Annotated in this window: 28 protein-coding genes and 2 pseudogenes; 17 read left to right on the plus strand and 13 right to left on the minus strand. The window is 42.9% G+C overall.

Going from position 1 to position 25,164, the window contains the following annotated elements; genetic code table 11:
* The first annotated feature begins 121 nt into the window (after positions 1-121).
* Together AACW75_RS00530 and AACW75_RS00535 are read left to right on the plus strand one after the other, a co-directional pair.
* Positions 122-1,015 carry a LysR family transcriptional regulator gene (locus tag AACW75_RS00530; protein WP_145568267.1) on the plus strand — a complete coding sequence of 298 codons (894 nt, stop codon included), beginning with the start codon at positions 122-124 and terminating at the stop codon, positions 1,013-1,015.
* Positions 1,016-1,158: 143 nt separating this feature from the next.
* A complete protein-coding gene (locus AACW75_RS00535) occupies positions 1,159-1,560 on the plus strand; it encodes an ACT domain-containing protein (protein ID WP_017075145.1) in 402 nt (133 codons plus the stop codon).
* A gap of 109 nt (positions 1,561-1,669) precedes the next feature.
* Here the strand turns inward: AACW75_RS00535 and AACW75_RS00540 are convergent, their stop codons facing one another.
* From AACW75_RS00540 to AACW75_RS00555, 4 genes are all read right to left on the minus strand, one after another.
* A complete protein-coding gene (locus AACW75_RS00540; RefSeq protein WP_145568266.1) occupies positions 1,670-3,556 on the minus strand; it encodes a methyl-accepting chemotaxis protein in 1,887 nt (628 codons plus the stop codon).
* A 400-nt stretch (positions 3,557-3,956) separates the two neighbouring features.
* Complete coding sequence (locus AACW75_RS00545) at positions 3,957-4,439, minus strand: enoyl-CoA hydratase (RefSeq protein WP_135454897.1); 483 nt, start codon at positions 4,437-4,439, stop codon at positions 3,957-3,959.
* A 155-nt stretch (positions 4,440-4,594) separates the two neighbouring features.
* Positions 4,595-5,266: a hypothetical protein gene (locus AACW75_RS00550; protein ID WP_017075147.1), complete on the minus strand. Its 672-nt coding sequence runs from the start codon at positions 5,264-5,266 to the stop codon at positions 4,595-4,597.
* Positions 5,267-5,342: 76 nt separating this feature from the next.
* Positions 5,343-5,804 carry a cytochrome c gene (locus AACW75_RS00555; protein WP_145568265.1) on the minus strand — a complete coding sequence of 154 codons (462 nt, stop codon included), beginning with the start codon at positions 5,802-5,804 and terminating at the stop codon, positions 5,343-5,345.
* 189 nt (positions 5,805-5,993) lie between these two features.
* Between AACW75_RS00555 and AACW75_RS00560 the strand changes: the two genes are divergently transcribed.
* Both AACW75_RS00560 and AACW75_RS00565 read left to right on the plus strand, forming a co-directional pair.
* Positions 5,994-6,617: a cytochrome b/b6 domain-containing protein gene (locus tag AACW75_RS00560; RefSeq protein WP_054546491.1), complete on the plus strand. Its 624-nt coding sequence runs from the start codon at positions 5,994-5,996 to the stop codon at positions 6,615-6,617.
* A 37-nt stretch (positions 6,618-6,654) separates the two neighbouring features.
* Entirely contained in the window at positions 6,655-7,083 is a 429-nt protein-coding gene (locus AACW75_RS00565) for a MarR family winged helix-turn-helix transcriptional regulator (RefSeq protein WP_145568264.1), read from the plus strand.
* Between the two features lie 5 nt (positions 7,084-7,088).
* Here AACW75_RS00565 and AACW75_RS00570 read toward each other — a convergent pair whose 3' ends face one another.
* The gene (locus AACW75_RS00570) at positions 7,089-7,805 is read right to left on the minus strand and encodes a DUF1826 domain-containing protein (RefSeq protein ID WP_145568263.1); all 717 of its coding nucleotides are present in this window, start codon (positions 7,803-7,805) and stop codon (positions 7,089-7,091) included.
* Between the two features lie 278 nt (positions 7,806-8,083).
* Here AACW75_RS00570 and AACW75_RS00575 point away from each other — a divergent pair, with 278 nt between their 5' ends.
* From AACW75_RS00575 to AACW75_RS00610, 8 genes are all read left to right on the plus strand, one after another.
* A complete protein-coding gene (locus tag AACW75_RS00575) occupies positions 8,084-8,656 on the plus strand; it encodes a YceI family protein (RefSeq protein WP_145568262.1) in 573 nt (190 codons plus the stop codon).
* A gap of 212 nt (positions 8,657-8,868) precedes the next feature.
* A complete protein-coding gene (locus AACW75_RS00580) occupies positions 8,869-10,113 on the plus strand; it encodes an NADH:flavin oxidoreductase/NADH oxidase family protein (RefSeq protein WP_145568261.1) in 1,245 nt (414 codons plus the stop codon).
* A gap of 155 nt (positions 10,114-10,268) precedes the next feature.
* Positions 10,269-10,964, plus strand: a complete 696-nt coding sequence (locus AACW75_RS00585; protein ID WP_017075154.1) for a VC0807 family protein — start codon at positions 10,269-10,271, stop codon at positions 10,962-10,964.
* A 198-nt stretch (positions 10,965-11,162) separates the two neighbouring features.
* Complete coding sequence (locus AACW75_RS00590; protein ID WP_135454910.1) at positions 11,163-12,044, plus strand: LysR family transcriptional regulator; 882 nt, start codon at positions 11,163-11,165, stop codon at positions 12,042-12,044.
* A 106-nt stretch (positions 12,045-12,150) separates the two neighbouring features.
* Positions 12,151-13,836: a thiamine pyrophosphate-binding protein gene (locus AACW75_RS00595; protein ID WP_135454912.1), complete on the plus strand. Its 1,686-nt coding sequence runs from the start codon at positions 12,151-12,153 to the stop codon at positions 13,834-13,836.
* 383 nt (positions 13,837-14,219) lie between these two features.
* Positions 14,220-14,495, plus strand: a complete 276-nt coding sequence (locus tag AACW75_RS00600; protein WP_004734824.1) for an HU family DNA-binding protein — start codon at positions 14,220-14,222, stop codon at positions 14,493-14,495.
* A 40-nt stretch (positions 14,496-14,535) separates the two neighbouring features.
* Entirely contained in the window at positions 14,536-14,682 is a 147-nt protein-coding gene (locus AACW75_RS00605) for a hypothetical protein (protein WP_017075157.1), read from the plus strand.
* A 350-nt stretch (positions 14,683-15,032) separates the two neighbouring features.
* Complete coding sequence (locus AACW75_RS00610) at positions 15,033-15,947, plus strand: VirK/YbjX family protein (protein WP_237297357.1); 915 nt, start codon at positions 15,033-15,035, stop codon at positions 15,945-15,947.
* A 125-nt stretch (positions 15,948-16,072) separates the two neighbouring features.
* Here AACW75_RS00610 and AACW75_RS00615 read toward each other — a convergent pair.
* Positions 16,073-16,309: pseudogene (locus AACW75_RS00615) on the minus strand (Crp/Fnr family transcriptional regulator); the annotation flags it as partial.
* Positions 16,302-16,454, minus strand: a pseudogene (locus AACW75_RS00620) (nicotinamide riboside transporter PnuC); the annotation flags it as partial. The pseudogenes AACW75_RS00620 and AACW75_RS00615, both read right to left, overlap by 8 nt.
* 371 nt (positions 16,455-16,825) lie before the next feature.
* Between AACW75_RS00620 and AACW75_RS00625 the strand changes: the two are divergent.
* Positions 16,826-17,026: a hypothetical protein gene (locus AACW75_RS00625; RefSeq protein WP_017075162.1), complete on the plus strand. Its 201-nt coding sequence runs from the start codon at positions 16,826-16,828 to the stop codon at positions 17,024-17,026.
* A gap of 43 nt (positions 17,027-17,069) precedes the next feature.
* Here the strand turns inward: AACW75_RS00625 and AACW75_RS00630 are convergent, their stop codons facing one another.
* Entirely contained in the window at positions 17,070-18,161 is a 1,092-nt protein-coding gene (locus AACW75_RS00630) for a transporter substrate-binding domain-containing protein (RefSeq protein WP_145568258.1), read from the minus strand.
* 212 nt (positions 18,162-18,373) lie between these two features.
* A complete protein-coding gene (locus tag AACW75_RS00635; RefSeq protein WP_145568257.1) occupies positions 18,374-18,811 on the minus strand; it encodes a PaaI family thioesterase in 438 nt (145 codons plus the stop codon).
* A 35-nt stretch (positions 18,812-18,846) separates the two neighbouring features.
* On the opposite strand from AACW75_RS00635, the gene AACW75_RS00640 reads away from it, so the two are divergent.
* On the plus strand, positions 18,847-19,125 hold the full coding sequence (locus tag AACW75_RS00640; protein WP_009846970.1) for a DUF134 domain-containing protein: 279 nt from the start codon (positions 18,847-18,849) through the stop codon (positions 19,123-19,125).
* 41 nt (positions 19,126-19,166) lie between these two features.
* Here AACW75_RS00640 and nqrM read toward each other — a convergent pair whose 3' ends face one another.
* From nqrM to AACW75_RS00660, 4 genes are all read right to left on the minus strand, one after another.
* Positions 19,167-19,364, minus strand: coding sequence for a (Na+)-NQR maturation NqrM (nqrM, locus tag AACW75_RS00645; protein WP_145568256.1), 198 nt, complete (start codon positions 19,362-19,364; stop codon positions 19,167-19,169).
* Positions 19,361-19,822 carry a NifB/NifX family molybdenum-iron cluster-binding protein gene (locus AACW75_RS00650; protein WP_145568255.1) on the minus strand — a complete coding sequence of 154 codons (462 nt, stop codon included), beginning with the start codon at positions 19,820-19,822 and terminating at the stop codon, positions 19,361-19,363. Before AACW75_RS00650 ends, nqrM begins: the two co-directional genes overlap by 4 nt.
* A 274-nt stretch (positions 19,823-20,096) precedes the next feature.
* Entirely contained in the window at positions 20,097-21,500 is a 1,404-nt protein-coding gene (locus AACW75_RS00655) for a sensor histidine kinase (protein ID WP_237297358.1), read from the minus strand.
* The gene (locus AACW75_RS00660; protein WP_145564763.1) at positions 21,484-22,158 is read right to left on the minus strand and encodes a response regulator transcription factor; all 675 of its coding nucleotides are present in this window, start codon (positions 22,156-22,158) and stop codon (positions 21,484-21,486) included. Before AACW75_RS00660 ends, AACW75_RS00655 begins: the two co-directional genes overlap by 17 nt.
* A gap of 249 nt (positions 22,159-22,407) precedes the next feature.
* Between AACW75_RS00660 and AACW75_RS00665 the strand changes: the two genes are divergently transcribed.
* From AACW75_RS00665 to AACW75_RS00675, 3 genes are all read left to right on the plus strand, one after another.
* Positions 22,408-22,905, plus strand: a complete 498-nt coding sequence (locus AACW75_RS00665) for a GlcG/HbpS family heme-binding protein (protein ID WP_145568253.1) — start codon at positions 22,408-22,410, stop codon at positions 22,903-22,905.
* Positions 22,906-23,130: 225 nt separating this feature from the next.
* Positions 23,131-23,853: a DUF1007 family protein gene (locus tag AACW75_RS00670; RefSeq protein WP_145568252.1), complete on the plus strand. Its 723-nt coding sequence runs from the start codon at positions 23,131-23,133 to the stop codon at positions 23,851-23,853.
* Positions 23,854-23,950: 97 nt separating this feature from the next.
* Complete coding sequence (locus AACW75_RS00675; RefSeq protein ID WP_145568251.1) at positions 23,951-25,066, plus strand: nickel/cobalt transporter; 1,116 nt, start codon at positions 23,951-23,953, stop codon at positions 25,064-25,066.
* Positions 25,067-25,164 lie beyond the last annotated feature (98 nt).

Below are 25,164 nucleotides of genomic sequence, written 5' to 3' on the forward strand. Positions count from 1 at the left end.
TATTTGATTGGATTTAGATGAAATAGGCATCAAATTAACTTTCACTGTTGCATTTTTCGGACATATAATGAAGTTCGCACATATGCTGTGTGTTAATCCTTTTCTTTAGATGGTGAAAATAATGGATAGACTTGAGGCAATGAATGTCTTCGTCACAATAGTCGAACGTGGCAGTTTGAGTTCAGCGGCAGAGCACCTCGACATCTCAAGAACCAAAGTGACACGCTATTTGGGAGAACTAGAAAGTTGGATGGACACACGTTTACTTCACAGAACCACTCGTAGCCTAAGCTTAACCAACGCAGGAAAAGAGATACTTGAAGTGGCGCGAGAACTGCTCGCGCTTGAAGAGTCCTTGAGCGGCATCAGAAATCAAAACCGCCAGCAGTTAAAGGGGCAACTGCGTATAACAGCCAGTTATTCTATTGTTGATAGCTTTTTGATTGATGCAATCAGTCACTTCATCGCTCAATGGCCAGAGGTGTCTATCGATATCATCACCACAGATGAAACCGTCAACCTAGTCGAATCTCGAATTGACCTCGCCCTGCGAATTACCAATGAACTGACTTCAAATATCGTCGCCAGACAACTCGGCGAGTGCCGCTCTGTAACATGCGCGTCACCTCAATATCTAAAAGAGAAAGGTGCACCCAAAAACGCGCAAGATTTAGCGCACCACAACTGTCTGTCATTCAGTTATTTTGGCAAAACCGCGTGGAAGTTTAATGGCCCCAATGGGCTCGAATCAGTGCCGATTAAAGGGAATATCAGTGCAAATACGTCCGAAGTTCTGCTTTCTGCCACACTCAAAGGTAACGGTATCTGCTTACTGCCATTTCCTTCCGTCGAGGGCTTGGTGCGTGAAGGCCAATTAATACAATTATTGCCAGAGTGGAAACCCAAAGTATTGGGTGTGCATGCTATTTATGGAACGCGTAAACAAGTGACGCCGTTGTTAAGAGCTTTTATCGATCACTTATCCAATGAAATGGAACAATCTAAAAGCTGGTAGACTGCCACCATCATTAATAAAACTGATGTTTAATTAGAATTATTAATTTTACTTATGACCCGTTAGCTCATATCGTAATTCGCATAATTTAGAACTCAGTGAACATAACCAAAAGCCATGTTCACACCTACAAGGAAATAAATATGACTGCCATTACTGATTTAGACATTCTTCTGAAATCCATGTCGCCAGAATTAATTGAAGGGAACTATGTTTTTTGCACGGTTGATGGAGCATTGCCTGATTATATTCAGCTTGATCCAATCGCGACATTCCGTGAAAAAGAAGGCCTAACGTTGGTATTAAACGAAGACGCTGCAACTCAGGCCCAACTCGATTTTGAAGGCGTGTTTAGCCTTATTACTCTATCGGTACATTCTAGCCTTGAAGCGGTTGGATTAACGGCCGCTTTTGCCACAAAGCTGGGGTCATATGGCATTAGTGCCAATGTTGTTGCGGGTTACTATCACGACCATATCTTTGTTCAAAAAGACAAAGCAGATGAAGCAATGAGCGCACTTAGAGAGTTTGCAGAATCAGAATAACGCCTAGCTGAACAGTTCTTCATAAATACAAAAAAAGCGACGTAATGTACGTCGCTTTGGCGCGTTGCTAACCACTAGTTCACCGATCAGGCATCAGCGAATAAGTCAGTTAAGCAAGCTTAAACGTTGCTACCTTGTCACTTAGGCCTGCAGCCTGGCTCTTAAGTTCGTTCGATTCAGTTAAGCTGTCTTGTGCACCAACAACTAAGTGGTCAGTCACATCTTTAATGGTCGTGATGTTCTGGGTGATTTCGCCCGTCACATGTGTTTGTTCTTCTGCTGCGGTTGCAATTTGAGTCGCCATATCACTAATCAAAGCAACGGCAGTATTGATCTCTTCAAGAGCGTGCGAAGCTCTGTCGGCATCTTCTACTGAATGCAATGCGAGCTTAGAACTACTCTCCATTAACTCAACGGCTTGGCCTGTTGTTTTCTGTAGAATATCAATCGTCGATTTGATCTCTTCCGTAGAAGAGTGAGTACGCTGTGAAAGCACTCGTACTTCATCAGCTACTACCGCAAAACCACGCCCTTGTTCACCAGCACGAGCCGCTTCAATGGCTGCATTCAGAGCCAGTAAGTTCGTCTGTTCAGCAATGCCTTGAATCGTCGCTAATACTGTCGAGATCTCTTGAGCGTGCTTGTTCAGTTCACTGATTACGTTACCCGCTTCGTTAACTTCATTGGCTAGGTTATTGATCGAGCCTTTGGTGTCTACTACCAGAGCGTGACCGCTGTTAGTACTCGTCGCTGAATCTTGTGCTGCTTTTGCGGTTTGTTCTGCGTGTGACGCTATCTCTTGCGTTGCACACGCCATTTCTGTTACCGCCGTCGCGACCATCGTGATTTCTTGTTGTTGATGGTTAAGCTCGTTCACCGAACGGTTCGCACGCTGAGTACTTTGCTCTGATTGGTTGTTAAGTTGTTCTGATTGACCACGAATATGACCAATCAACTGCTGAAGGCTACCAACAAAAGTATTGAAGTTATGTGCTAATTCCCCAACTTCATCTTGGTTTTCAACATGGATACGCTGAGTTAAGTCACCACTACCATTAGCGATTTGTGCCAAGGCTTTCGAAACATGGTTTAGCGGGCGAAATAGAATCGTACACAACAGGTTAAACAGCACCGTACATACAATCACAACAAGTAACGTCACTAAGACTTGGCCAAGTACAGCATCAAATAACGGTGCAACCAAAGAGTCGTGATTCACTACGCTAACAGTAATCAGCTCTGTTCCTTCAATCGCGCTCGCATAAAGAACATAATCGCTACCATTCAACTCAATGCTTGTATCTTTTCTGCTCGTTAGTGCTTTTTGTACATCCGAAAAATCCAATCCAAGCGAACTAATATTCTTGTTCAATAACTTGGTGTCTGGATGCGTGTAAACCGTGCCCTTCTTGGTCGCGATAAACATGTAACCTTCACCAGGAAGAATCACTTTTTCAAGGCTGTTAAGAATGTCGGTAATCTCAACATCCGCACCTAAAACGACTTGCTGACCATGCAACTGCATCGCAGTACCCAATGACACAACGTTAGCACCAGTCGCAGCGGCAACCGTTGGGTTGTCCATAAACACTTTACTAGGGTTTGCTACCGCATTGGTGTACCAACCCCATTGGCGAGGATCATCATTACCTGGTGGCAATACCACTCCGTTCGCGTTCTTTTGTGAACCATCAGGGAAGGCTAAAAATACATTATCAAAAGACGCCGAATCACGAACTTGTTTAAGATGAGTCACTAAACTGTCTTGTTGTGATTCTTTCGGAAGAGAAGTCAACGCGCGTTCTTTAGATAAGATCCAATCTGATACATATTGATTGTAAGATGCCGACGTCCCTTCTAAACGTTGTGCGACTTCAATATCGAGCCTTTGTAATGAAGCACGAAAAGAAAGAGCTTCGACCAAAATCCCCCCCAGGATAATGGCCATGCTAGCTGAGATCGCTAGCTTATTTTTAAGCGAGAGTTTCTTGAACATAGGAAACCTATAGTTTGGAAGTAAAAAACCGTGGCGAACAAATTGGTTGCCAAGACGGTTGCAAGCTGCATATATTTTACGCTTTAAAATAAATAATGAAACCAACCAACGAGTTGTATTTTGATATGTGTGAACGAGGGCACGAACGGCGATGCATTCACAAAACAAATACTCCAAAACTCCTCTGTTCAAATCATATCTAGAGATCTCTTGAAGTAAGATTTATCGAGTGCACTCTATTCTTTCAGCATTTTTTAGCCACCAAATAAAAAAGGACACAACGCATGGTGTTCTGTCCTTTTATTTAATCTAGAGCTTACCAAATAGCGTTTTTATTTTCTTTCAAGTCAAGATTCATACTTAAATATGTAAGCTTCTTTTCTCTAAATAATAGAAACATCTAACTATTCAGCTTTCTTTCATCAAACAGTTTTGGTTTGAACGAACCTAGCACTAACTCTGCGAGCAACGGAAGCGCGTTAGACATACCGATCCATTGTTCAATTTGAGCTTTATCTAAATATGCTTGGCTAACCTGCCCTTGAGGTATTGAAGCCTTAGCAAGCTCGACCAATTCAGGCATCATTGGCACTAAGAAAGCGAACGCATTGACGCTCAAGAACGCTAGCATCACAAGCTTAACTTTCAACCAGTTAGGTTTCTGCTTTACAGAGAAGTAGTAATATAAATCTGCAAATAGCTTTAGTCCTAAGCCCGGTAAAATCAGGATATAGGCACTTAACTCTTTGTACATACCAACGTGGTACGCCATTTCGGCAGTTTCATGCCCCAGCGTTGCGCCTATAACAATGTGAGACAAAATACCGCCCACATACATAATAGTGCCGATTTCGTTTAGGAAATTGATCAATCGATTATTCATACTGTCCGCTTTTATATTTATTTGCTTGTCTGTTTATCTGAGTATCTGAGTATCTGAGTATCTGAGTATCTGAGTATCTGAGTATCTGAGTAAGTTTGGTGCTGTTATCAATAACTAGGGTTATTCGTTAATAAGCGGCACTCAATCAACAACTATTATTTGTTATTAGTCAAAGAAAGCTTGTAACCCAAATATTGAATATTCACATCAGCGTACCCCAACGTAACGGCCTCAAATTGGTGACTCAGCTCTTTTGCATGCTGTGCATCCTGAGCAATAAAAGAAACCGAATACACAGGTCGAACAACATTGTTCTCAAGTTTTTGCGTATCAAGATATGAGGATGTTACAAGCCCTGCTTGGTTAAGGCTGATCACTCTTTGCAAATCAATACTAAGCACACGGTCTATTTCAAGAGCTTCAATTCCCTGTTTCCATGTAATGGTAACACCATAATTATTATAATCTGGCGTGTTATCTAGCCACTTAGAACCTAGCGGAATGATTTTGGCAATGTTAACCAAATCTTTTTTATAAAGCGGTAAATGAGCCAGTTTGTCTTGTACTTGCTGTGGGTCATTCGCTTCAATAACAAAACGTAATAACTGTACCGAACGGCCATCAACCTCGCTATGTGACACATACATGTCTTTGATTTCACCTTGGTCAATTAGCTTACTGAATTCAGCCTTTTGCTCTGGCATGTTGTCGAGCACCTGCTCTAAATTGTTGGTATTCCACTCCAGTTCAACGGCGTAGTCTGCCGCACTAGTGAAAGCAGAAAATAAGATTGAAGTGGCAAATGCGGTAAATGTAATAGTTTTCATGGTTTGTTCCTTTCTTGCTGAATAAATGTGATGAGTAAATTTGACTGGTCGATTTGGTTGAACGATTTAAACGACGTTACCAACGAGAGCGGTATGAGCGATGGCAGCTTTTGCAAGTGTCTTGCGCTGCTTCTAATCCTGATTCCGCTAACGATACATCACTGCTTTGACTGCCTCGGTAGAGTTCCTGAAAACCCTGATCCATTTGCCCAAGTAGTCGATTGAATTTCTCCGGCTGGCTCCAAATAGTTTCCTTTGCTTTGCTCCCCTCCTGGCTGCCCGACGGAAACAATGTCAGTAACGCTTGGCTATGTGTTGTTAGCTTTAAACTGGTTTCTTCAAGCGCCAGCCAATTCGTACCGTTGCCATCCAAAGTGTCATTGGCTTTCTCAACTAAGGTTTCAACCTGTGTAAAAGCGTCTTGGCGCTGTTCTATTTGGCTTGCATGACTTTGAGTAGCATCGTTTTGTGAGCCTATTGCGTAGGTACTTGTTAAAACGGTTGTCGTACACAGTAGGCTCGCCATTGTCTTGTTCATATTGTTCTCTCTTCGCTGTGTTTATCGTTCGTTATTTTATTTTGATGCCTGATATCGATGGTTCGTTTCGGTGTTTTGTCTTGCTTTGATGAATTCAATTTACACAACAATAGTTGCAGTTGCAACTATTGTTGTGTAAATTAATGCAAACCGAACGGATGTTAAGTAAACAACAAAGAGAATGAAGCTATGAAAATTTGGGATCTATCAACTCGCCTATATCACTGGGCTCAAGCCGCGCTTTTTATAGGTTTAATGGCATCGGGTATTTCTGGTAATGGACCCCATATTCAACTGGGGTTGGCACTCATGACATTGATCATTTGGCGATTGATTTGGGGTTGGGTTGGCAGTGAAACAAGCCGATTCAGACAATTTCTACGTTCACCAAGATCGGTTATTCACTATCTACAAGGCAAAGAAAAAACAAAGCCGGGTCATAATCCTGCAGGTGGTTGGATGGTTGTAACACTGCTACTGGCTTTAGTTCTTCAGTGTGTCTCAGGTTTAGCCTTAGCTGGATTTCTTGACCACTTGCCCTATGCAAATATTTGGTTGAATGACTCCGTGTTTTCGGTATTAGAAAACGTTCACCTTGCCATGATAAAAGTTCTTCCTACTCTGGTTGGTGTACACGTCTTTGCCGTTCTTTTCTATAAATTACGTTCAAAACCATTAACTTGGGCGATGATCACAGGCTTTCAAACACAAATCCAATTTAATGGAAGCGTAGCGTTTGTATCGCAATGGCGTGCGTTGTTTGTACTTGCTTTAGCTGCAATGTTTACCGTTATTCTGGTTGCATTGGCGTAAATTAAACCGATTTAATCTGGAGCGTAGGAACGAATCAATGAATGAAGTGCTTAATAAACAGCAAACCGCTCGTTGGTTGATCCATGTAATCGCAAACGATGCAGCAAAGACATTTGATTCAGAACTCAAAAAACATGGATTAACCATTGCTCTTTGGCCGACATTGATGTGTTTATGGGAAAAAGAAGGGGTGACTCAACGAGCGATTGCTCAAAAATCCAAAGTAGAAAATTCGACTACGACTCGTACCTTAGACAAACTCGAACGTCTTGGTTTGATTGAACGACGGCTTGACCCAAACAGCCGTCGCTCTTTCAATATTTACTTAACCGATAACGGACGTGCGATCCAAGAAGATCTCTTGCCGATCCCTGTCCAAGTCAATCAACAATACCTAAGTATATTAGAACCAGACGAACAAAAAGAGATCCGTCGTTTACTGCAGAAAATGGTCTCGCGTATATAGCTCGATTAACCAAAATCCAACGTCAGCAAGAGCCGCGTCTCGTCAGGTGAAGTCACTGGTGAGCGATGGACAAGGCCAGAATTTTCGTTTCCGCTCCAGCGCTCACCCTTTAACAGTGCAACATCGCCACTTGAGAGTTGCTTAATATCAGGCTCGTGACTGTACAGCCCTGAAGCCGAATCTGGTTGTCCATTACTTCCACGACCTAGCTTAGAGCGGTCGACCGAATAGTTTGGTAGCCATTGAGTTGCTGTGCCGTGATAGGTAGTCACTAAGCGGCAAGGCACTTGATCAAAGTGAAAACGTGGACACATTGCTTGATTCAAAACCGCTAAGCGCAGCCCGACTTCTTCAAGCTCGAACAAACAACAGAACATATCCACCAGCTCCGTCATATTGTCTAATAGCGCCTTTGAAGCCGTTCCATCCGTCGCAAACTCCAATTTCTCAAAAGCGTTGTCGGGTGAAAGGCTAATAGACTTACTAAATTTGGGATTCAAAGCGATAAACTCGTTGATTTCATCCGTTAGTTCTTCATCAAAATTGCGCTGCCAAATCGCAATGTTGATTCCAGTTTTGTATATATCGGATAATACCGTCGGCTCTTCTGAAGCGCTAAAACATAGGTTCTGGCTTGCCTGTTCCTTAATATTCTCGATCAAACTCGCACTCGATGACTGGCTGATACTCGTTGACAAAGATTCGGTTAAAACGGCATTCATTACGTGATCTCCTTACGTATTCTTATCGCCTCCCTCTTACTTTTATCATCAATATTTAAATGTAAGAGTGAATTATAGATATGTTATAACATAACAACCACAATCCGAACAACTAGCCGATCATGGTTCCAATAATATGGCGACGTACTCCCTTACCTAGGGTAATTTGTTGCATGCTGGGCTAAGCTTTTATTTATCTTTCTTTCCCAAAAGATATTCAAAATGCGAACCGGTTTATAACGTTAGACCTGTAAATTCATCAATGTGGTGACCAAACTATGAAAAAACTAATCCCTACGCTCGGTCTCTTTTGTGCCGTTATCTCTGCGCAATCTTTCGCGGAAAGCGGCTACACGTTAGATTCAAAGTTGTCGAATATCACCTTCGCAACCATTAAGAAACAGTTTGTTGTTGAGCCTGCGTCCATCAAAGCGTTATCAGGAGGGCTCACAGAAGATGGCCAGTTTTCTATAATGTTGGATTTAAAAAGTCTAAGCACCGGAGTTGCGATTCGTGACCAGCGACTCAATGAACTCTACTTTGAATCAATCACTTTCCCTGAAGTAAAGGTATCCGGGAAAATTGATCCCTCCATACTTTCTGGCGATCCGAAAAACACGACTATCGCAGCCGAAGTCACCTTACATGGCGTGACCAAGAAGATTAATTTCCCTGTTTTGGTGGTTCCTGCAGACGACTTTGTTATGGTCAATTCAGCTTCAACCATTATTGTAAATGGCGCTGATTTTGGAATATCGACAGATAACCTAAACAAGCTTTCAGCAACCGTTGGTGGGTTAGCCATTTCAGATAAGATCCCACTAAGCTTCAATCTTCTCTTCGACAAATAGTTTTTTCACACCCGCCCTCTTAAATCCCCCTTCAAGCCACACTCACTTATTTTTGTGGTTGGCACTTGAGGGGGAAACACTCAGTTATTCTCAATGTCTATAAAGTTCCAAACTGAACACATATAAACCAAACATGAGTCAGATTACTCGGAACAGTCGAAAAAATAAGACATACTAAAGCCATCATATAAAAAGATAGTAGCCAATAGCGCATGAATTCGAGCAACCTCAGCAAGCCGTTCACTCTTTCCAACGGTCAAGTCATCAAGAATCGCCTCTTCAAATCAGCGATGAGTGAACAACTTGGCGACAAGCAACATAACCCTAAAACTGGCTTAACAACCCTATATCAACGTTGGGCTGAAGGTGGCATCGGTTTATCCATGACAGGTAACGTGATGGTTGATAGAAATGCGCTTGGAGAGCCGAATAACGTTGTTTTGGACGAGCAAAGTGACCTCAGCATCTTTCGCCATTGGGCAAATGCCGGAAAACAAAACGGCTCACAGATATGGATGCAGCTAAACCATCCAGGCAAACAGATCCCTAAATTCCTTTGTGATCAGCCAGTCGCCCCTTCAGCAATCTCTTTAGAGCGCGGGTTAGAGAAAGGTTTTAACACGCCTCGCGCGCTCACTGTTCCTGAGATCCACGACGTGATTAACAAGTTTGCCCATAGCGCTAAGCTAGCAAAGCAAACGGGATTTACTGGCGTGCAAATTCACGGCGCTCATGGTTACCTAGTGAGTCAATTCTTGTCATCAAGACACAACCAACGTAACGATAAATGGGGTGGTTCATTGGAGAACCGACTTCGATTCGTACTCGAAGTTTACCGTGCGATCCGCAAAGAAGTGGGTAACGATTTTCCCGTGGGGATTAAGCTCAATAGCGCTGACTTCATGAAAGGCGGTTTCACCGAAGAAGAGTCGATGCAAGTTGTACAAACGCTCAATAACAACGGCATCGACTTGATTGAAATATCCGGTGGCACATATGAAAGCCCCTCGATGATGGGTTCTAAGAATAAAAACGAACCTGTAAAGGCAAGCACGTTAAAGCGTGAAGCCTATTTTATGGATTACATGGTTAAGGTAAGAAAGCGAGTAAATACACCTTTGGTGGTCACTGGTGGCTTTCGAACGGCACCAGCAATGAACGAAGCATTGCAAACTTCCGCGACTGACTTTATTGGAATTGCACGAACCATGGCGGTTGACCCTGACTTCCCCAATAAACTGATAGACGATCCAAACCACGGAATGCCGTTAACTGTGCCAACGACAGGTAAGCCGACATTAGATAAAGTGGCGATGGTTGGACTGGTTTGGTACGAGCATCAAATGTGGCGCATTGCCGCTGGGAAAAATGCCGACCCCAAATTAAGTGCGCTTAGTGTGGTCATTAAAACGATTCTAAGTGCTGGTTGGCATGCCTTTAAAAAAAGCAGAGCCTAACGGATTTATTTTATTCAATTCAAGGCATTAAGCGGTCTGTAACGAGGTAAATGTCACATGTCGTTACACAGCATGGTGCCTTAGGGCTTTACATCTTAGGCGAGGTAAACAACAATCCCTGAGAATAAATCCATAACATAATGTATTTAGAAATTATGAGTAACACAGAAAACAAAAAATCGAACCCTCTTTTCGAAATCGTTTTTAACGTATTTCTTCCGTCATTCATCTTAATGAAGTTCAGTGGAGAAGAGCATTTAGGAACGGGTTTAGCGCTACTTGTCGCATTGGCTTTCCCTATCGCTTACGGTGGTATGGAGCTAATCCGCAACAAGAAATTTAACTTCATCGCGGCACTTGGTTTTGTGAGTGTGTTATTAACAGGTGGCATTGGCTTCTTCGAATTAGACACGCGTTGGTTAGCATTAAAAGAAGCATTAATCCCCGGCCTGATTGGTCTAGCGGTTCTTGGTTCTACTTTCACTCGCTACCCGTTCATCCAAAAAGTTATCTTTACGCCAGCACTGTTAAACATCTCTCTAATTGAAGAGCGTTTAAGACAGTTCGGTAACCAAGCAAAGTTTGACCGTTGCCTCATGACATCAAACTACATGTTCGCGAGTACTTTCGCCTTTTCTTCTGCGATGAACTACTTTCTTGCAACTTGGATTGTCACAAGCCCTGCCGGCACTGCAGCCTTTAATGAAGAACTTGGTAAGCTGACACTTTACAGCTACCCAGCCATTGCTATCCCAAGCATGCTGATGATGTTAGGCATTTTCTATTACATTTGGCGCCAAGTTCGCGCTATGACGTCATTAGAAACCGAGAAAATCTTTATTACTAAGTAGCTCTTACCGAACTACCTTAGTGTCTCGTCCTAAAATAGAAACACACCAAAGCTCAGCACATCCGCTGGGCTTTTTTGTTGGATGTCGCTTAACTACCCCGTTTCCCACACACATTACCAACTGCAATTTAAATACCGAATGTGCATGTATTTTCATGTGTTACTCTTTAAGAAAGGGGCGAATTTAGAGCGGTAAAACATGAAGAATCAAATAGACGACTATTATGTATTTTGTCAGGTCGCAAAATACGGCAGTATGAAAAAAGCCAGTGAGCGAGTAAAACTGCCACTTTCTACTGTAAGTCGACGAATTGTAGGGCTTGAACAAGGCTTGGGAGTCCAGCTTTTTATTCGGAGTAAGAATAAGCTAACTCTATCTAACCAAGGGGAGAAATACTTCCAAGCACTCAATAAACACCTAGAAGCTTTTGTTCATTCATTGGATGCGTTACATGAAGACTCTGGAAAGTTGCATGGTAAAGTGGTGATATCTGCTACTAAGCAGTTCTACCTTAAGTTTATGTACCCATACCTCAAAGACTTACTCAAACAGAACCCAGATCTCTCGATCGAACTTAAAAACTCCCATAGCTCAACCGAACTCACCGAAGATGTAGATATCGCTGTTGCAAGCGGCGAACTGCCCGAGACAAACCTCATCGCCAGAAAGTTGATAGATGTCCCGTTAATCTTCGTTGCAAGCCACGAATTTCAGACTTCTTATCAATCAGAAATCGCCAATGGTGAATTCAATAAAACGCCCTACATTGGTACATTCTCTCACCCTACTCTAACCGTGTTACGTCGCTCTACCGAAGAACAGTTTCGACTCAAAATCGATTGCCGCCTCACTGTTATGGATATGGAAATGGTCGTCGTTGCCGTACTAGATTCTCTTGGTTATGCGGTCATTCCAACCTATATCCATGAAGATATTGCCGCTGCTGACAAGGTAATTGAAATATTTGATGACTACACCATCAGCCCGGTTAGATTCAGCTTGTTATATAGAGATAAAAATCTGCAGACCGCAGCTCAGCGGGCTGTTGTCGAAAGCATAATGGACGGTTTCCAAAAATGAGATTGCCGAACTCAAAAAGTCGTCTATATCGATTTTTATGATCCTTTTAATATTACCTCATCCAAACACAGCAACCGCTGACAATAAAATTCAATGAGGTAACACCATGAAAAAAGTATCACTATCAACCTACATCTTAATGCGCCTAAAAGAACTAAATACGAACCACATTTTCGGCATCCCCGGTGATTACGTACTTCCATTATTTGACGAAATCCTTGATGGCGACCATGGCGTGCAACACATTATGCCTTGCAACGAACTTAACGGAACTTACGCAGCTGATGGTTACGCCAAGCAAAATGGATTTGGGGCAATGGCGGTCACATTTGGTGTTGGTTCACTTAGCTGCGCCAATGGTTTAGCCAGCGCTTATGCCGACGATACGCCGATTCTAGTATTGGCCGGAGCACCAGCCATTAGCGTATTGAAAACACCAACCGAACGACTTTATCATCACGCTATTGGTAATAAGTTTGATACCAACGTTGATATGTTCAAACATATTACTTGTGTGAGCCAACGAGTTGAGAGCATTGATACCGCACCCTACTACGTTGACCAGATGCTACGTAAAGCCATGCAAACTAAAAAGCCAGTATATTTGGAAGTCCCATACGACATGCAAACAATGGATGTCGATGCACCAACAAAACCATTAGACTTAATGTTAGATCAGTCTTCGATATCAAACCTTGAAGCCGCATTGCAAGAAACCGTTATTCTATTGCACCGTTCACGCACCCGTAGCGTCGTGACAGGCCATCTACTTCAACGTGAAGCACTCGTTCCTCAAGGTATCGAACTGGTTAATCAACTAAATGCGGCTGTAGCAACAACATTTACCTGCAAAATGGGTGATTTTGAGGCACATGACAACAATGTTGGTATTTATATGGGTGAAGTCAGCGAAGACTATACAAAAGAAATGGTCGACGGTGCTGATGTTGCTATTGCATTAGGGGTCACATTAAACGAGTTCGATACTGGAGTGTTCTCCACCCAACTCGGTAAAAAACAAGATGCTATCTGGATCCGTCAAGATTATGTAGAAATCAACGGTCGTCGCTTTGACCAAGTGTACTTACGTGATTTTTTGCCAACATTATTGGGGGCGATTAAAGATATCGAAGCTGGTCAATTGATATTACAACCAAGAAGAAAATTTGCATTTGAACAACGCGACGCTTTTGTACCAACAAACAATGACTTAACTATTGATCGACTGTTCATTCAATTTTCAAATTACCTAGAAGAAGGTGATATGTTGTATGGCGATACTGGTGGCTTTATCAATAGTACACAAGCTGAATTCCCTGCAGATATTATTATGCACGGTTGTGGAAACTGGGGGTCACTTGGCGCCGGGTTCGGTATGTTCGTAGGCGCAAACTTTGCGAATGAACAACTCAATCGCCGATCTATTACCATCCAAGGTGAAGGTGCGTTTACCATGAGCGCTCAAGATCTTGCTACATTGATTCACCATAAAAAGGACGCTGTTATTTTTCTTCTCGATAATTCTGGTTATGGTGCAGAACGAGCGATTAACCCAGGCAAACAGCGCTCGTATAATGACATTGCGGTTTGGAAATATGAAAAACTTGGCGAAGCATTAGGAGGCACCGAAGGCAAAGACGTTCATAGCTATGTTGCCCACACAGAAAAAGATATGGCAAACATCTTTGAAGCATTGAAAGCCCCTAAAGGCATCAATATTGTTCGAATCATGTTAGACCCTGATGACTCTGCAGCCTTCAACCTCCGCTTTAGTCAATTACTGCGTCACTAAGTCGCTTTAATTCTATACTTCACTACATTTAACACCCCACAATATTTACACCTCACCATCAAAGCCTAGCTCTATCGCTAGGCTTTTTGTTTCTATTCTCTCATTTAACCGACCAGTAATACGCTCACTTATGATTGGCTTTATCAATCAAATGAAAGGTTCGCGTTCACCTTTCTCATGCCAGCTTGATAGCGAGCATTTAAATTACCAATAGCTAAAGAACTGCATTCGGTTATACTGAAAGATGATTTAACGCTCAATCTTGTTGATTACTTTACAATACCCTGCCTAGGTGTTAACACTATTTCAGCCCTTATTGCTAAGATAGAATAAGCTTGGCCTTAAAGATAAGCGCCAGCCGTACTCAATAAGGAATATAGAATATGAATAAATCTCAGTTGGTTGAACACATCGCAACTTCAGCAGACATATCAAAAGATCAAGCAGGTTCAGCGTTAAACGCACTTGTTGAAGGTATCTCAAACACATTGGCTAAGGGTGATGATGTTGCCATCCTTGGTTTCGGTAGCTTCAAAGTTAATTCTCGTGCTGCTCGTACTGGTCGTAACCCACGAACAGGAGAAGAGATTCAAATTTCAGCATCAAAAACGCCTGCATTTAAAGCAGGTAAAGCATTAAAAGAGTCATGTAACGCTTAGAGTCAATACCAACTCAAAGCAGAATCCAAGGAAGATTACGATGTCTATAACTAAAGAAAAAGTTAAAGCTAGCCGCAGTAAAAAAGCAGGCAAGTCAACCAAAGTACAAGCCGAAACGCCGAAGACTCGTCAACGTATTGAAGAGCTTCTCGAACAACGTGAATTGGCCAAACTGTTAGAGTTATAGTTTATTCTCCTTCTAATGCCACTGCAGCCTTGTAGTGGCATTGTTTGTTTAAGAACCAGCCCTCCCTGATTCCCCACATCTATCCGTGATTTGAGCTCCTCCCCCCAAGACAATTGTGACACTACAATCACATGGTTAAGAACCCTACATTGATTAAACCGCGTTCAACATGATTGGAAAGCTGGACACTATCTGAACGCTAAGTAACTGACTCAATTACATTGTCATACATACCCATACATACCTAAATTGCACTTTTCATTATCATCATCGGCATTGATGTTTATGAGAGTAAATGAAGTGGTTCGCACGCTGATGTGTTCGGGCACTGCTTCTTTGTTGAGGTGATTATGAATGTAGTTCGTATGGGAATTGACGCAAATGTCCATAAAAATAAGGGCAAATACAAGGCGATAGTTAAGTTTGCAGTTCGAGCGTTATTTTATTATTCAGACACTAGAAAAATGAATGAGAACTTCAGCTCTATCGAAAGAAAGCTCTTATTTAAAAAACAACCGAACTTCCTATCTAAGTTTGTCACACCTTATTTATGTACTGACTTTAGTAAGAAAGAGAAAATCGACATATTATCAAAGCATTATGATTGGTTCGAAGATAAGTTCACTACAACAGCTCGCCATCAAATATATAACGAAAGACTTAACCTTTTAGAGCTAGAGATTAATGAACAAGCCTATTTTCTGAACTTGAGCTTTGAGAGAAACGCCAGAAAAGAAGGCGAATTGACCCTTTCCCTCACTGACTCTATGCTGAACAAAATGTACACCATATCATTCACTGTATTTAATAATGATATCTACATTGGTGGCGTACAAGGTGGAGCAAATGACAATGGATTTAGCCGCACGTTTACAAAGGCATTCTATGGTTTGAGACCTAAATCATTCATGGTAGAAACGCTGCGATTAATGGCCACCAGCTTAGGTATCAATCACATTTATGCGGTCAACGAATCTGGGCATGTTTCGAACTCATTACGCTACGGTAAAAAAGGGAAAGCGATAAGCCTTAAATACAATTGCTTATGGGAAGAGCACGACGGACAACAACACGATAAGTGTTTTTATACGCTGCCGATCCAGCCTACAAGGAAAGACCTTGAGACTCTTAAACGCCAAAAACGAAAATTATATCGTGAACGTTATGCCTGGTTAGATCAGTATGAACAAGATCTACATAACGTAATGAGTCAGCACACTCATGGTTCTGACGTACCAACAATTCAACTAGCAAAGGTTAGCTGATTTAATTCTGTTGAATAGAACATTTGGCCTCGCAATCGCGGGCCTTTAAGTATCACGTCTTCCTGTTATCCTCATCACTAGGGATCAAATCACCCTCCGAACTCAGCGGAATCACCTGCTTACTCTCACTCGTACGAGTCAATAAACGCTTGAAGTGCCTGCTGATCGATAATCTCCAACCCTTGTTGCCCTTTCTTGATAAAACCTTTAGCGAGTAAGTCCTTAACCGCTCTTCGGTATACCCTGCTCGATGTACCAAATCGTTCCGCTTCTTGATTCACTTTATCGAAACCGCCTAACACGGTATTTGTCTGACTTTGAACCAATAAGTCGTAGGCAATGTTGTAGGTAATTGAGTGTAGAAATGGTTTTTTCTTGGCTTGCAAACCAAATACACAACAGGCCAAATACAGTGCCAAAAGCTTCAATCCAGCTCATGGCATAGCCATCCCCTATTGGGATGTTGACTAAGGTATTATTGATATCAAGTAGGGCGAATAGGTCCATAAAAGTGTCCTTTATTATTTGTTTTTTAGTAGCACTTATCTTATTGCGCCTTCAGAAACAAATAGGAGGACATTTGTCCCCCCTAGATTGCATGCGATCATAAATCAGAATAATAATTGGCGAAATTGAAATTCATCGCAATAAGTTCAACTGTTCCTCACACATTCAATCCTTTGCGTATATCTCCATTAATGAAAAGAACCACTTCCAAAAACGAAACTTTAGCTTACTGGTTTTAGGCGGATATCGCGTTGACGGGCGCGTTTGAGAAGCGCATTCTTTAATTTCGAACAGAACAAACTTTAACCTCACGAGAGTGTGATTAACCGATCCCTTGTTCTGGTAACGCATCTAATTGAATGGCAGGTCACATGAATAAGATTGTTATGTTAGTAATGGGGCTGTTTTTCACCAGTCGATTGTTTGCCAGTATTGTTCCGCATGCTAGTCAACTGGAGCACGATGCGCCTATCCTAATTCGCTCAGCATTGATTGTTGGTGTTGCGGCTTATGCCGTCTGGACAGCAGTGAAATATTTCAAAAAGAACAAAGCCTCTAGTTCCGAAATGTAGCAGTAAGAACCCAGAAAGCTTTGTAGTATTCCGCTGTTGTTGATTATTGATCCGCAAAATAATCAACCAAGATTTTACGCCACTTTCGCGACTCACGAATCTTCAATAACGCACGGTTTATCTCTTCTTCGTACGCGTTGTTTTCCGTAATGATAAAGCCATAATTTTGCTTTTCTAATTGGTAAGGCAACACTTCCAGATCTTCAAATTGCCCGCTTATTCTGCCATTACCGATCATATATTTGAGAACCACATCATCAGCGACAATCGCTTCCACTTCGCCTTCTTCTAAAGCCGCCAACAGTCTTGGCATATCGATATAACTCTTGTGTCGAATACCAAAACTGGTGAGCATTAAAGAAGACGTCGTTGCGACTTTTGCCCCAACTTCCACGTTCGCAAGATCATTGATGCCTTTAATCTGCGAAGACCCTTGACTAAGCGTGAGCTTGCTGGCTAACACGGCGGTAATGCTGGCGATGAACAACATACTCAACACGCCAATGAACACCGTGGCAATTCGCCCAGTTAAGCTCTTAAACTCAAAGTAATTGAATGGACCTCGGGTGATGAACAGCAATCCGAGTATGAAGCTTTCTAACCAACGACCCGTTCTGCTTTTCATCGAGTAGAGTTTTTCATTTTCTCCGTGTTCCAATAGGTAAAAAAACGCACCTATTAAGCCGGAGATACAGATGATGACACCAATGATTATCCATAAGGCGGGGTTTAAGAATATGGAATGTAGGGAGTGAAGATAACCTTGCTTCTTAACGGCGATCGCGAGATGAGTTTCGTAAAAGGAGTGGGAAAAGTCAGCGAACAACTCACGTTCTGGAGTGATTGAAATGCAGGAAACACCGATGTCGATTTGCTCTATTTCAATGGAATTGAGTAAGTCATCCAAGCGATGAGTCTCTATCGTAAACTCAACCTCCATTTCCTTCGCTATCTGCTCCCAAAGCTCGATACTCAGGCCATTCCATTCACCTTCCATAGAACTAATTACAAAAGGCGGACAAGGGTATACACCGACTTTAAGGGGAGAAGAGGAAGCAAAAGCACTGAAGAATAGAAAAAGAGAAACGATTGAAGTGACACTGTATCGGAGTGTCAATTTGAACAATTTGTGCATCAGCAGCCCTCCGGAAGAAGACAGCAATGAATTGAATACGAAGGCTCGACTAATGAACACACATCAGCACGATCAGAAGTGAAGAAAGTTTATGATAAATTCAATGCTGCCCTAGCTTTATTAGTTATTACCTTAACTATAGAAAACCTCTATTTATTGTGCAAAAGAATGGGCGTAACAAACTAACGGCATAGGAAACCTCGGATCGATAACTAGTGAGATGACATGAACTGGCTTTGTGCCGATGAACACAACTTTCCGCACTGCGTAATTTGGCTTTCTAAGAAATAGATATTTCGTCTGCTTTTGACCCATCGTGCGCGAACTTCCAGTTCTTGACCAATCGAAATTGGATGATGGAAACGAGACGTTAAGCTGACCGTCATGGCAGTGACCTTATTTTGAAACAAGCAATGCAGCATCGCGCTGTCATGTAACGCGGTGACAATGCCACCCTGCATGATGCCATCGTAGCCCTCAGCTTTATCTGTTGGTACAATCCTGGCTAAAGCTTCATACTTATCTAAAGTTTCATGCTTAGCTAAAACTTCACGCTCACCAATAGCTTCAAATATTATTGGATTGTCTGAAAAGAAGCCTTGGCTGCATACTTGGCAGCGCCGATGATTGTGTGGAATGAAAGCCTTCATACTTACCTTTTAACCTTTAATACTTAGAGATTGATATGGCTCGACCAAAAAAACATCGCCAGTTATGCACCCGAGCGGCTTACTCTTGTTTTAAGCCTAATGGCGTTCCTATGGACGAGCTTCATAAAGAAGAATTGCTATTAGAAGAGCTGGAAGCCTTACGATTGGCTGATCAAGAAGGACTGAGCCAACTTGAAGCCGCTGAACAAATGCAGGTGTCTCGCCAAACGTTCGGCAACATCATTAAACGTGCACGAGCCAAAGTCGCCAAGTGCATCGTCAACGGCCACGCGTTAGTGATTCAAGGCTCATAGTTCGAAGCTTTAACGTTACTTGTCGAGAGACTCCTATAGCCTTAACTTGATGGTTCAGAGATCTGATATAGCTTTCGACTCTGCCCTTCACATACATCTTTGCAATTACATTCACGCTCAATATCTATCTGTGCCAACCCTCCACAACTGCCTTTAATTGGTTGGCGTGAGAAAATCACACCGATCGCCATCAACGCAACCATTCCAATGAAGCCTAATAGTGTTAGTAGGAATGTCATTTACGACACCCTCGTATAACGCCTAGTTGATTCGGTTGTGACGTAAAAATCGCGCTATCTTTCTTGTGTTCTTTGTTGCCACACCCTTTCTTACTTTGCCCTTTTTTACTGTGACAAACGTTTCGAGGCTCTCGACCATAATCTAAATCGGTCACTTCTTGCAGATTATCAAAATCCAAAGCACCGATTTCCACCTTCCCTGTTGTTGCCAACACTCTAATATCGTTATTGAACAAGTGCGCCAGCATCCTCTTTCCTATGTGACGGACAACGACAGCCTGCACGTCGTAAGAACGGAGGACTGAAATCCATTGCTTCTTTTTATTGCAAGACGAATCGGACTCAACCAAAGGAACCATCTGCTTTATTTGTCGTTGCTCATCGACAATCGCGATCTGTGGTGAACGAGCAAAATGGTTGCCGACATGAAGATTAAGACAAGGTACTGCGTATAACATGGTAACTCCCTGTTATTGGTGATCAGGCGTTCAGCATACTCCTCATTATTGGCATATGCCAATAACTGTAATGTGAAAAATTAGATTTACTGGATCGATAACTAAGATCAAAAACAACAATCAACCGATAGGGTTAGCGCAGGTTACTCAATTTCCCGCACCTGTTCATGGAGCGCCTCCCTTACCTAAAAACAAGAATGCCCCATTAGTGCGGGGCATTCTTTGTACGGAAGAGTTGAAATTTCAAAGACAGAAGTGACGATACCAATCGTTGTTACAACGAAAGAGTAAAAATACTCCCCACACCCAACTCAGATTTCACGACTAAGGTACCTTCAAGATTATCAACCATGGCAAGCGCTAGAGACAAACCAAGGCCATACCCCTCGACGTTGCTACGGCTGCTGTCGACTCGGTAAAGCCGCTCGAAAATCAGGTCCTGATACCTCTGTTCTATGCCAACACCATTGTCTTGGACGGTTATCACGACCTTACCCTCTGCACTTTGCTCGGCTTTGATCGTCACTCTTCCTTCGGGTTCGGTGTACTTAATCGCGTTATCAACAAGGTTAACCAACACCTGAGTCAACTTGTCAGGGTCTGACTGAATCACAAGACCATCAGCGCTCTCAACCACCAGCTCGATTTGTTTATCTTCTGCGACATCTTCGTACCAGTTAGCTACATTAGCAATCACATCAGAGACCTGAGTCGGTACTTTCTGTGGTGTGCGTTTGCCCGTCAGTTCGTCATTCAGCTTCATCAAGGCAGTTAGCATATTGCTCGCCTGCATTGCGTGTTCAGAACAGTCCGCCAATGCATCTTTCATCGCTTGTTGATCGGCGTTATTGAGCAAAGCCGTTTGGGACGCCAAAGTGATGCGAGATAAAGGGGTTCGAATATCATGAGCAATCGCATCAACCGTCGTATTCAAGGTTGTCGTTACGTGCTGAAGCTTTGCAACTGCAGTGTGAACACTGGAACTGATCACGTTAAGTCCTTGCGGTATTTCAGATTCGGATTCTGTCTTAGTGTCAGTGCTAGGAAACTCTAACTGCCCTTTTTTAAGCTTATCGAGCAGGTCACCAAAGGTAATGAGCGGTGACATCGCACTCTGGATAATGTTACGAGTAAATACCGCAGTCACCGCCACAAGTGCAAGCAACGCATACAAGGTCATCAGCCACTGATTGTAAGCGATATAGTCTCTCGATCGGTTATCCAAAACTAGCCAGAAATCAAACTGCTCTCCTTCAATAGATAACGACATATAGGGACTAAAGATGAAGCTTTCCAACCATGAGCGATTCTCATCAATTTGGTAGCTGGAAAAAGGTTGTTCTATTGATAGGTTTTGAGCACCAGCGATGAATGTTCCCTCAGATGAAACGCCCTTCTCAACCTTATAAGCCGCGATGTTGTTTTCGAGTAGCCGATGAGGATTGGCTTCTAAAACATGAATCAATTGCTCACTCGAATCGTAAGTTAAAATGCGCTGATACTCAGTCGACATAGACGTAAGGATCTTCTTCTCGGTTTGATAGAGATCGAAAAAGAAAATAGCCCCGACGATCAACTCCACCAGCAACAAGCAGAGCAGTAAGGTCGACATAAAGCGAACCAACAAATGTCTCTGCGTTTTGGCAAGCGCCTGTTCAATACTATGACTTGAGGACATAGCCAACACCTCGAAGTGTGTGAATCAGTGGCTTAGAAAAGCCCTTATCGACTTTGCTGCGAAGGCGGCACACCAGTACATCGACCACGTTGGTTTGCGGATCAAATTGATGCCCCCAAACATGCTCGAGAATCGCCGTTTTCGACATCACGATCTCTGGATTTTCGAGCAGCAACTTCATCAGCATAAACTCGCGCTGGTTGATGGTGATCGTTTGTTGATCTCTTTGTAGCGTGTGTTTAAGAAGGTCTAGACTCAGCGAATCGTAATGCAGTTCTAATGCTTGAGGTGTCGGTTGTTTGCCTCGGCGCACCAAGGTTTGGCAACGAGCGAGCAGCTCAGGAAATGCAAAAGGCTTCACTAGGTAATCATCAGCGCCCGACTGTAATCCTTGTACTCGCTCCTCCACTGAATGCTTGGCACTTAATATGATGACGGGCGTCGCGTAACCCTGCCCTCGCAGCTCGGCAAGCACTTCAAATCCGTCTTTCTTGGGCAACATGATATCGAGAATGATCACGTCGTATTCTTCGGTTATGGCCTCATGCAATCCATCAACACCATCTGCTGAGTGCGTCACCGTTATCCCTTCTTGCTGAAAACCATTCACCAAAAATCTTGCGATATGAATGTCATCTTCAATCAATAGTATTTTCATTAACGTCCGTTTATCTGTTAGCCGTGGTCTGAATACACTCTATCAATATCCTTTCTCGAATATAACCAACATTGCAACTTTGTAATGTTCTAGAAAGCCAGTCGTAATCATGCATTCGTTAGTATGAACCTGTTGATTAAAAGTGGCTTGTTCATACCAAACAAGTCCCTAGAACCAAAATCCAATATTTAAAACCGAATATTTTTGAAAACAAATACTTTTGAAAACAAATGCTTTAACGGAGTAAACATGAAAACGACAAAACTTACTGTACTAGCGGCAACTCTTGGTTTCCTTAGCCTTTCTCACAATGCAATGGCGGCAGAAACACAATCGGTCTCTTTCACTCAAATATCATCAGAATCGGCATTCAAGCTTGCCCATGAAGCCGTTAATCAATGTGAAGCCGATGGCTACAAGGTTTCTGCGACTGTTGTTGATTTGTCGGGCAATGTGATTGCTCAATTACGTTCTGATGGCGCTGGCATCCACACACTTGATAGCTCACGCAAAAAAGCGTTCACCGTGGCGAGCATGAAGCAGCCGTCAAGTAACCTGATGAAGCTCATCGCCGATAAACCTATCATGCAACCCTTACAGAATATGGACGACAACCTGTTGTTCCTAGCAGGTGGCGTTCCAGTACAGCTCAACAACACCATGATTGGTGCGATTGGTGTAGGCGGCGCTCCGGGTGGTCATTTAGATGTTGCATGTGCTGAAAAAGCGATTAAGAAGTTCTTCTAAGCAAACTCATTTACTAGCCCAATTTGGTTATACCCTTGCCCGCCCCAACAATAATGCCTCGCACTTGCGGGGCATTGTTGCGAATAAAAGCAGTTGCGAATAAAAGCAACTCTGAATTGAAACCGATATTAGAAACGTTAACAGGCAGAACATGACACAAATTTGATGTGAACAACCCATCCAATTGTTATAATATAACATTACACTAAATAACCATTCGTCCTCATGAAACAGCTATTTGTTCTAACCAACGCACTCAATCAGCTCTCTTCGCGCTATGCAAGCCGCTTCTCGACTGGCTTGCGTTCTATTAAGCGTTTGCCTCTTTGGTTGGCATTATTGTCTTTTGCTCCGACCCTGCAAGCCCATCCTCACTCTTGGGTTGAAATGAAAACCCACATCGAGGGCGAAAACGGCATGATCACTGGACTTTCAATGGAATGGTCTTTTGATGCAATGACCTCGATGTACATGTTGGATGGAGAAGACGTCTCTGCCGATACAGAAGCTGAAACATTCAAAAAGCTCGCTGCGTCTGTTATTGAAAACATGATGTACGAGCACTACTTCACGTACTTTTATGATGGTGAAGAGCCCATCAAATATCAGGTTGCTGAACACGCCAAGTTTGAGCGTGACAAAGCCAAAATGGTTCTAACATTTGACCTACCACTTTCTAAGCCTAAACCTGTGACACGAGACTCGCTCCGCGTACTCATTTTTGACCCTAGTTACTTCGTCGACATGTCGTGGTTATCGAATAGCGACGTGACCTTGTCACCTGAACTAGCGAGACAATGTCAGTTGGAATTAATCGAGCCCAACCCGACGCCTGAACAAATGAGCTATGCAATGTCTTTACCTGTCGATACCGATCCAGACAACACATTAGGCCAACTGTTTACTCAATCGGTTGAGCTTCATTGTGCTGCGGTTCCAGTGTCTTAATCGCAGCGGCTCGTTGCTAGTAAGTAAACGTCTTAACTCAAACTCATTAAACCTCTCACTCACTATGAGAAAGGTCTCTGATACAGGTTCTTGTTAAATGAAGAAAAATAGCCTCAAAACAAACTATTACCTCATTGGCGTCGGCGCCCTGTTACTTGTTATTGTCGGTGCGTACCAATTGTGGTCTATATGGCCATCGTTAGTGATCTCTAGTATTCAATGGCAAAGGGAAGTTAACGCAGAGCTTGCCGACCTACTCTATGAAGCCAAATCCAATCCTTGGGGCGCAGGCAGTTACCTTATCGGATTCAGCTTCGTGTACGGTATGCTTCACTCTTTAGGCCCAGGACACGGCAAGGTTATCGTATCTACTTACTTAGCGACTCACCCGACTAAGGCGAAAGCCAGTTTAGTGCTTACGGTTGTGTCTGCGTTTTTACAAGCACTGGTCGCGATATTATTGGTGAGTGTATTGCTGTGGGGCTTTAGTGCGTCAATGCGCGTAGTGAATGACAAAGCGAATATGTTTGTTTCATTAAGCTTTGCGTTGGTGGCCGTGGTAGGTACTTTGATCTGCTGGAAGGCTTTAAAAAACATATACACCACAATGTGTAAGCCAAAGTTGAAAGTGAAAGCCATCACCACATTAGCAGCCGATGCGCCTTCAGCAATGGCCGCTCGTCCACCAGGCACAGTCCAATCGCCAATAGCGCTTCGCTCATCTGTATCTGTTGGTTCAGCGATGTTGAACCCGACTAACGCATTACAAACTGCGGAACACTCTCATGCAGATCATTCTCATACCGACTGTGGATGTGGCCACCAGCATGTTGCCGATGCAGACGCGATCAACAAAGCTTCCACGCTTCGTGAATACGCCGGAATCATAGTGACTATTGGAGTAAGACCGTGCACTGGAGCCATTATGGTTCTGCTTTTCGCCAATATGGTTGGTCTATATTGGATGGGGGTTATGAGTGCCTTTGCTATGGCAATAGGTACCGTATTAACGACCTCATTAATCGCTATGATGACGCTAACGGGCAAACATCTAGTGAAACGCTATTTGGCTGCAGGTAACAAGAACAATAACGCTTCATTGAAAGTCGCAGGTCATTACTTACAACTCTTTGGTGGCATTCTACTTGTATTGATTGGCCTACTACTAATGAACGGACAAGAGAGTGGTATGTCACCTGTTTTCACCATGTAGAGCTTTAATACGTAGCCATAAATCGGAGGTTCTTTTCACCCGCATCTCACACATCAAGGCCTCGCAAACACGAGGCCTTAGTTTTAGTCATCATTTAA

The organism is Vibrio sp. L3-7, assembly GCF_963898195.1.
Classification (GTDB): domain Bacteria; phylum Pseudomonadota; class Gammaproteobacteria; order Enterobacterales; family Vibrionaceae; genus Vibrio; species Vibrio echinoideorum.

Coding starts and splice junctions, on each gene's coding strand:
- AACW75_RS00665 (WP_145568253.1), top strand. CDS start 22,408: ATGAAAACGACAAAACTTACTGTACTAGCGGCAACTCTTGGTTTCCTT.
- AACW75_RS00575 (WP_145568262.1), top strand. CDS start 8,084: ATGAAAAAACTAATCCCTACGCTCGGTCTCTTTTGTGCCGTTATCTCT.
- AACW75_RS00570 (WP_145568263.1), bottom strand. CDS start 7,805: ATGAATGCCGTTTTAACCGAATCTTTGTCAACGAGTATCAGCCAGTCA.
- AACW75_RS00585 (WP_017075154.1), top strand. CDS start 10,269: ATGAGTAACACAGAAAACAAAAAATCGAACCCTCTTTTCGAAATCGTT.
- AACW75_RS00560 (WP_054546491.1), top strand. CDS start 5,994: ATGAAAATTTGGGATCTATCAACTCGCCTATATCACTGGGCTCAAGCC.
- AACW75_RS00595 (WP_135454912.1), top strand. CDS start 12,151: ATGAAAAAAGTATCACTATCAACCTACATCTTAATGCGCCTAAAAGAA.
- AACW75_RS00535 (WP_017075145.1), top strand. CDS start 1,159: ATGACTGCCATTACTGATTTAGACATTCTTCTGAAATCCATGTCGCCA.
- AACW75_RS00610 (WP_237297357.1), top strand. CDS start 15,033: ATGAATGTAGTTCGTATGGGAATTGACGCAAATGTCCATAAAAATAAG.
- AACW75_RS00590 (WP_135454910.1), top strand. CDS start 11,163: ATGAAGAATCAAATAGACGACTATTATGTATTTTGTCAGGTCGCAAAA.
- AACW75_RS00650 (WP_145568255.1), bottom strand. CDS start 19,822: ATGTTATACGCAGTACCTTGTCTTAATCTTCATGTCGGCAACCATTTT.
- AACW75_RS00540 (WP_145568266.1), bottom strand. CDS start 3,556: ATGTTCAAGAAACTCTCGCTTAAAAATAAGCTAGCGATCTCAGCTAGC.
- AACW75_RS00605 (WP_017075157.1), top strand. CDS start 14,536: ATGTCTATAACTAAAGAAAAAGTTAAAGCTAGCCGCAGTAAAAAAGCA.
- nqrM (WP_145568256.1), bottom strand. CDS start 19,364: ATGACATTCCTACTAACACTATTAGGCTTCATTGGAATGGTTGCGTTG.
- AACW75_RS00555 (WP_145568265.1), bottom strand. CDS start 5,804: ATGAACAAGACAATGGCGAGCCTACTGTGTACGACAACCGTTTTAACA.
- AACW75_RS00565 (WP_145568264.1), top strand. CDS start 6,655: ATGAATGAAGTGCTTAATAAACAGCAAACCGCTCGTTGGTTGATCCAT.
- AACW75_RS00640 (WP_009846970.1), top strand. CDS start 18,847: ATGGCTCGACCAAAAAAACATCGCCAGTTATGCACCCGAGCGGCTTAC.
- AACW75_RS00670 (WP_145568252.1), top strand. CDS start 23,131: ATGAAACAGCTATTTGTTCTAACCAACGCACTCAATCAGCTCTCTTCG.
- AACW75_RS00675 (WP_145568251.1), top strand. CDS start 23,951: ATGAAGAAAAATAGCCTCAAAACAAACTATTACCTCATTGGCGTCGGC.
- AACW75_RS00625 (WP_017075162.1), top strand. CDS start 16,826: ATGAATAAGATTGTTATGTTAGTAATGGGGCTGTTTTTCACCAGTCGA.
- AACW75_RS00635 (WP_145568257.1), bottom strand. CDS start 18,811: ATGAAGGCTTTCATTCCACACAATCATCGGCGCTGCCAAGTATGCAGC.
- AACW75_RS00655 (WP_237297358.1), bottom strand. CDS start 21,500: ATGTCCTCAAGTCATAGTATTGAACAGGCGCTTGCCAAAACGCAGAGA.
- AACW75_RS00545 (WP_135454897.1), bottom strand. CDS start 4,439: ATGAATAATCGATTGATCAATTTCCTAAACGAAATCGGCACTATTATG.
- AACW75_RS00530 (WP_145568267.1), top strand. CDS start 122: ATGGATAGACTTGAGGCAATGAATGTCTTCGTCACAATAGTCGAACGT.
- AACW75_RS00550 (WP_017075147.1), bottom strand. CDS start 5,266: ATGAAAACTATTACATTTACCGCATTTGCCACTTCAATCTTATTTTCT.
- AACW75_RS00630 (WP_145568258.1), bottom strand. CDS start 18,161: ATGCACAAATTGTTCAAATTGACACTCCGATACAGTGTCACTTCAATC.
- AACW75_RS00660 (WP_145564763.1), bottom strand. CDS start 22,158: ATGAAAATACTATTGATTGAAGATGACATTCATATCGCAAGATTTTTG.
- AACW75_RS00580 (WP_145568261.1), top strand. CDS start 8,869: ATGAATTCGAGCAACCTCAGCAAGCCGTTCACTCTTTCCAACGGTCAA.
- AACW75_RS00600 (WP_004734824.1), top strand. CDS start 14,220: ATGAATAAATCTCAGTTGGTTGAACACATCGCAACTTCAGCAGACATA.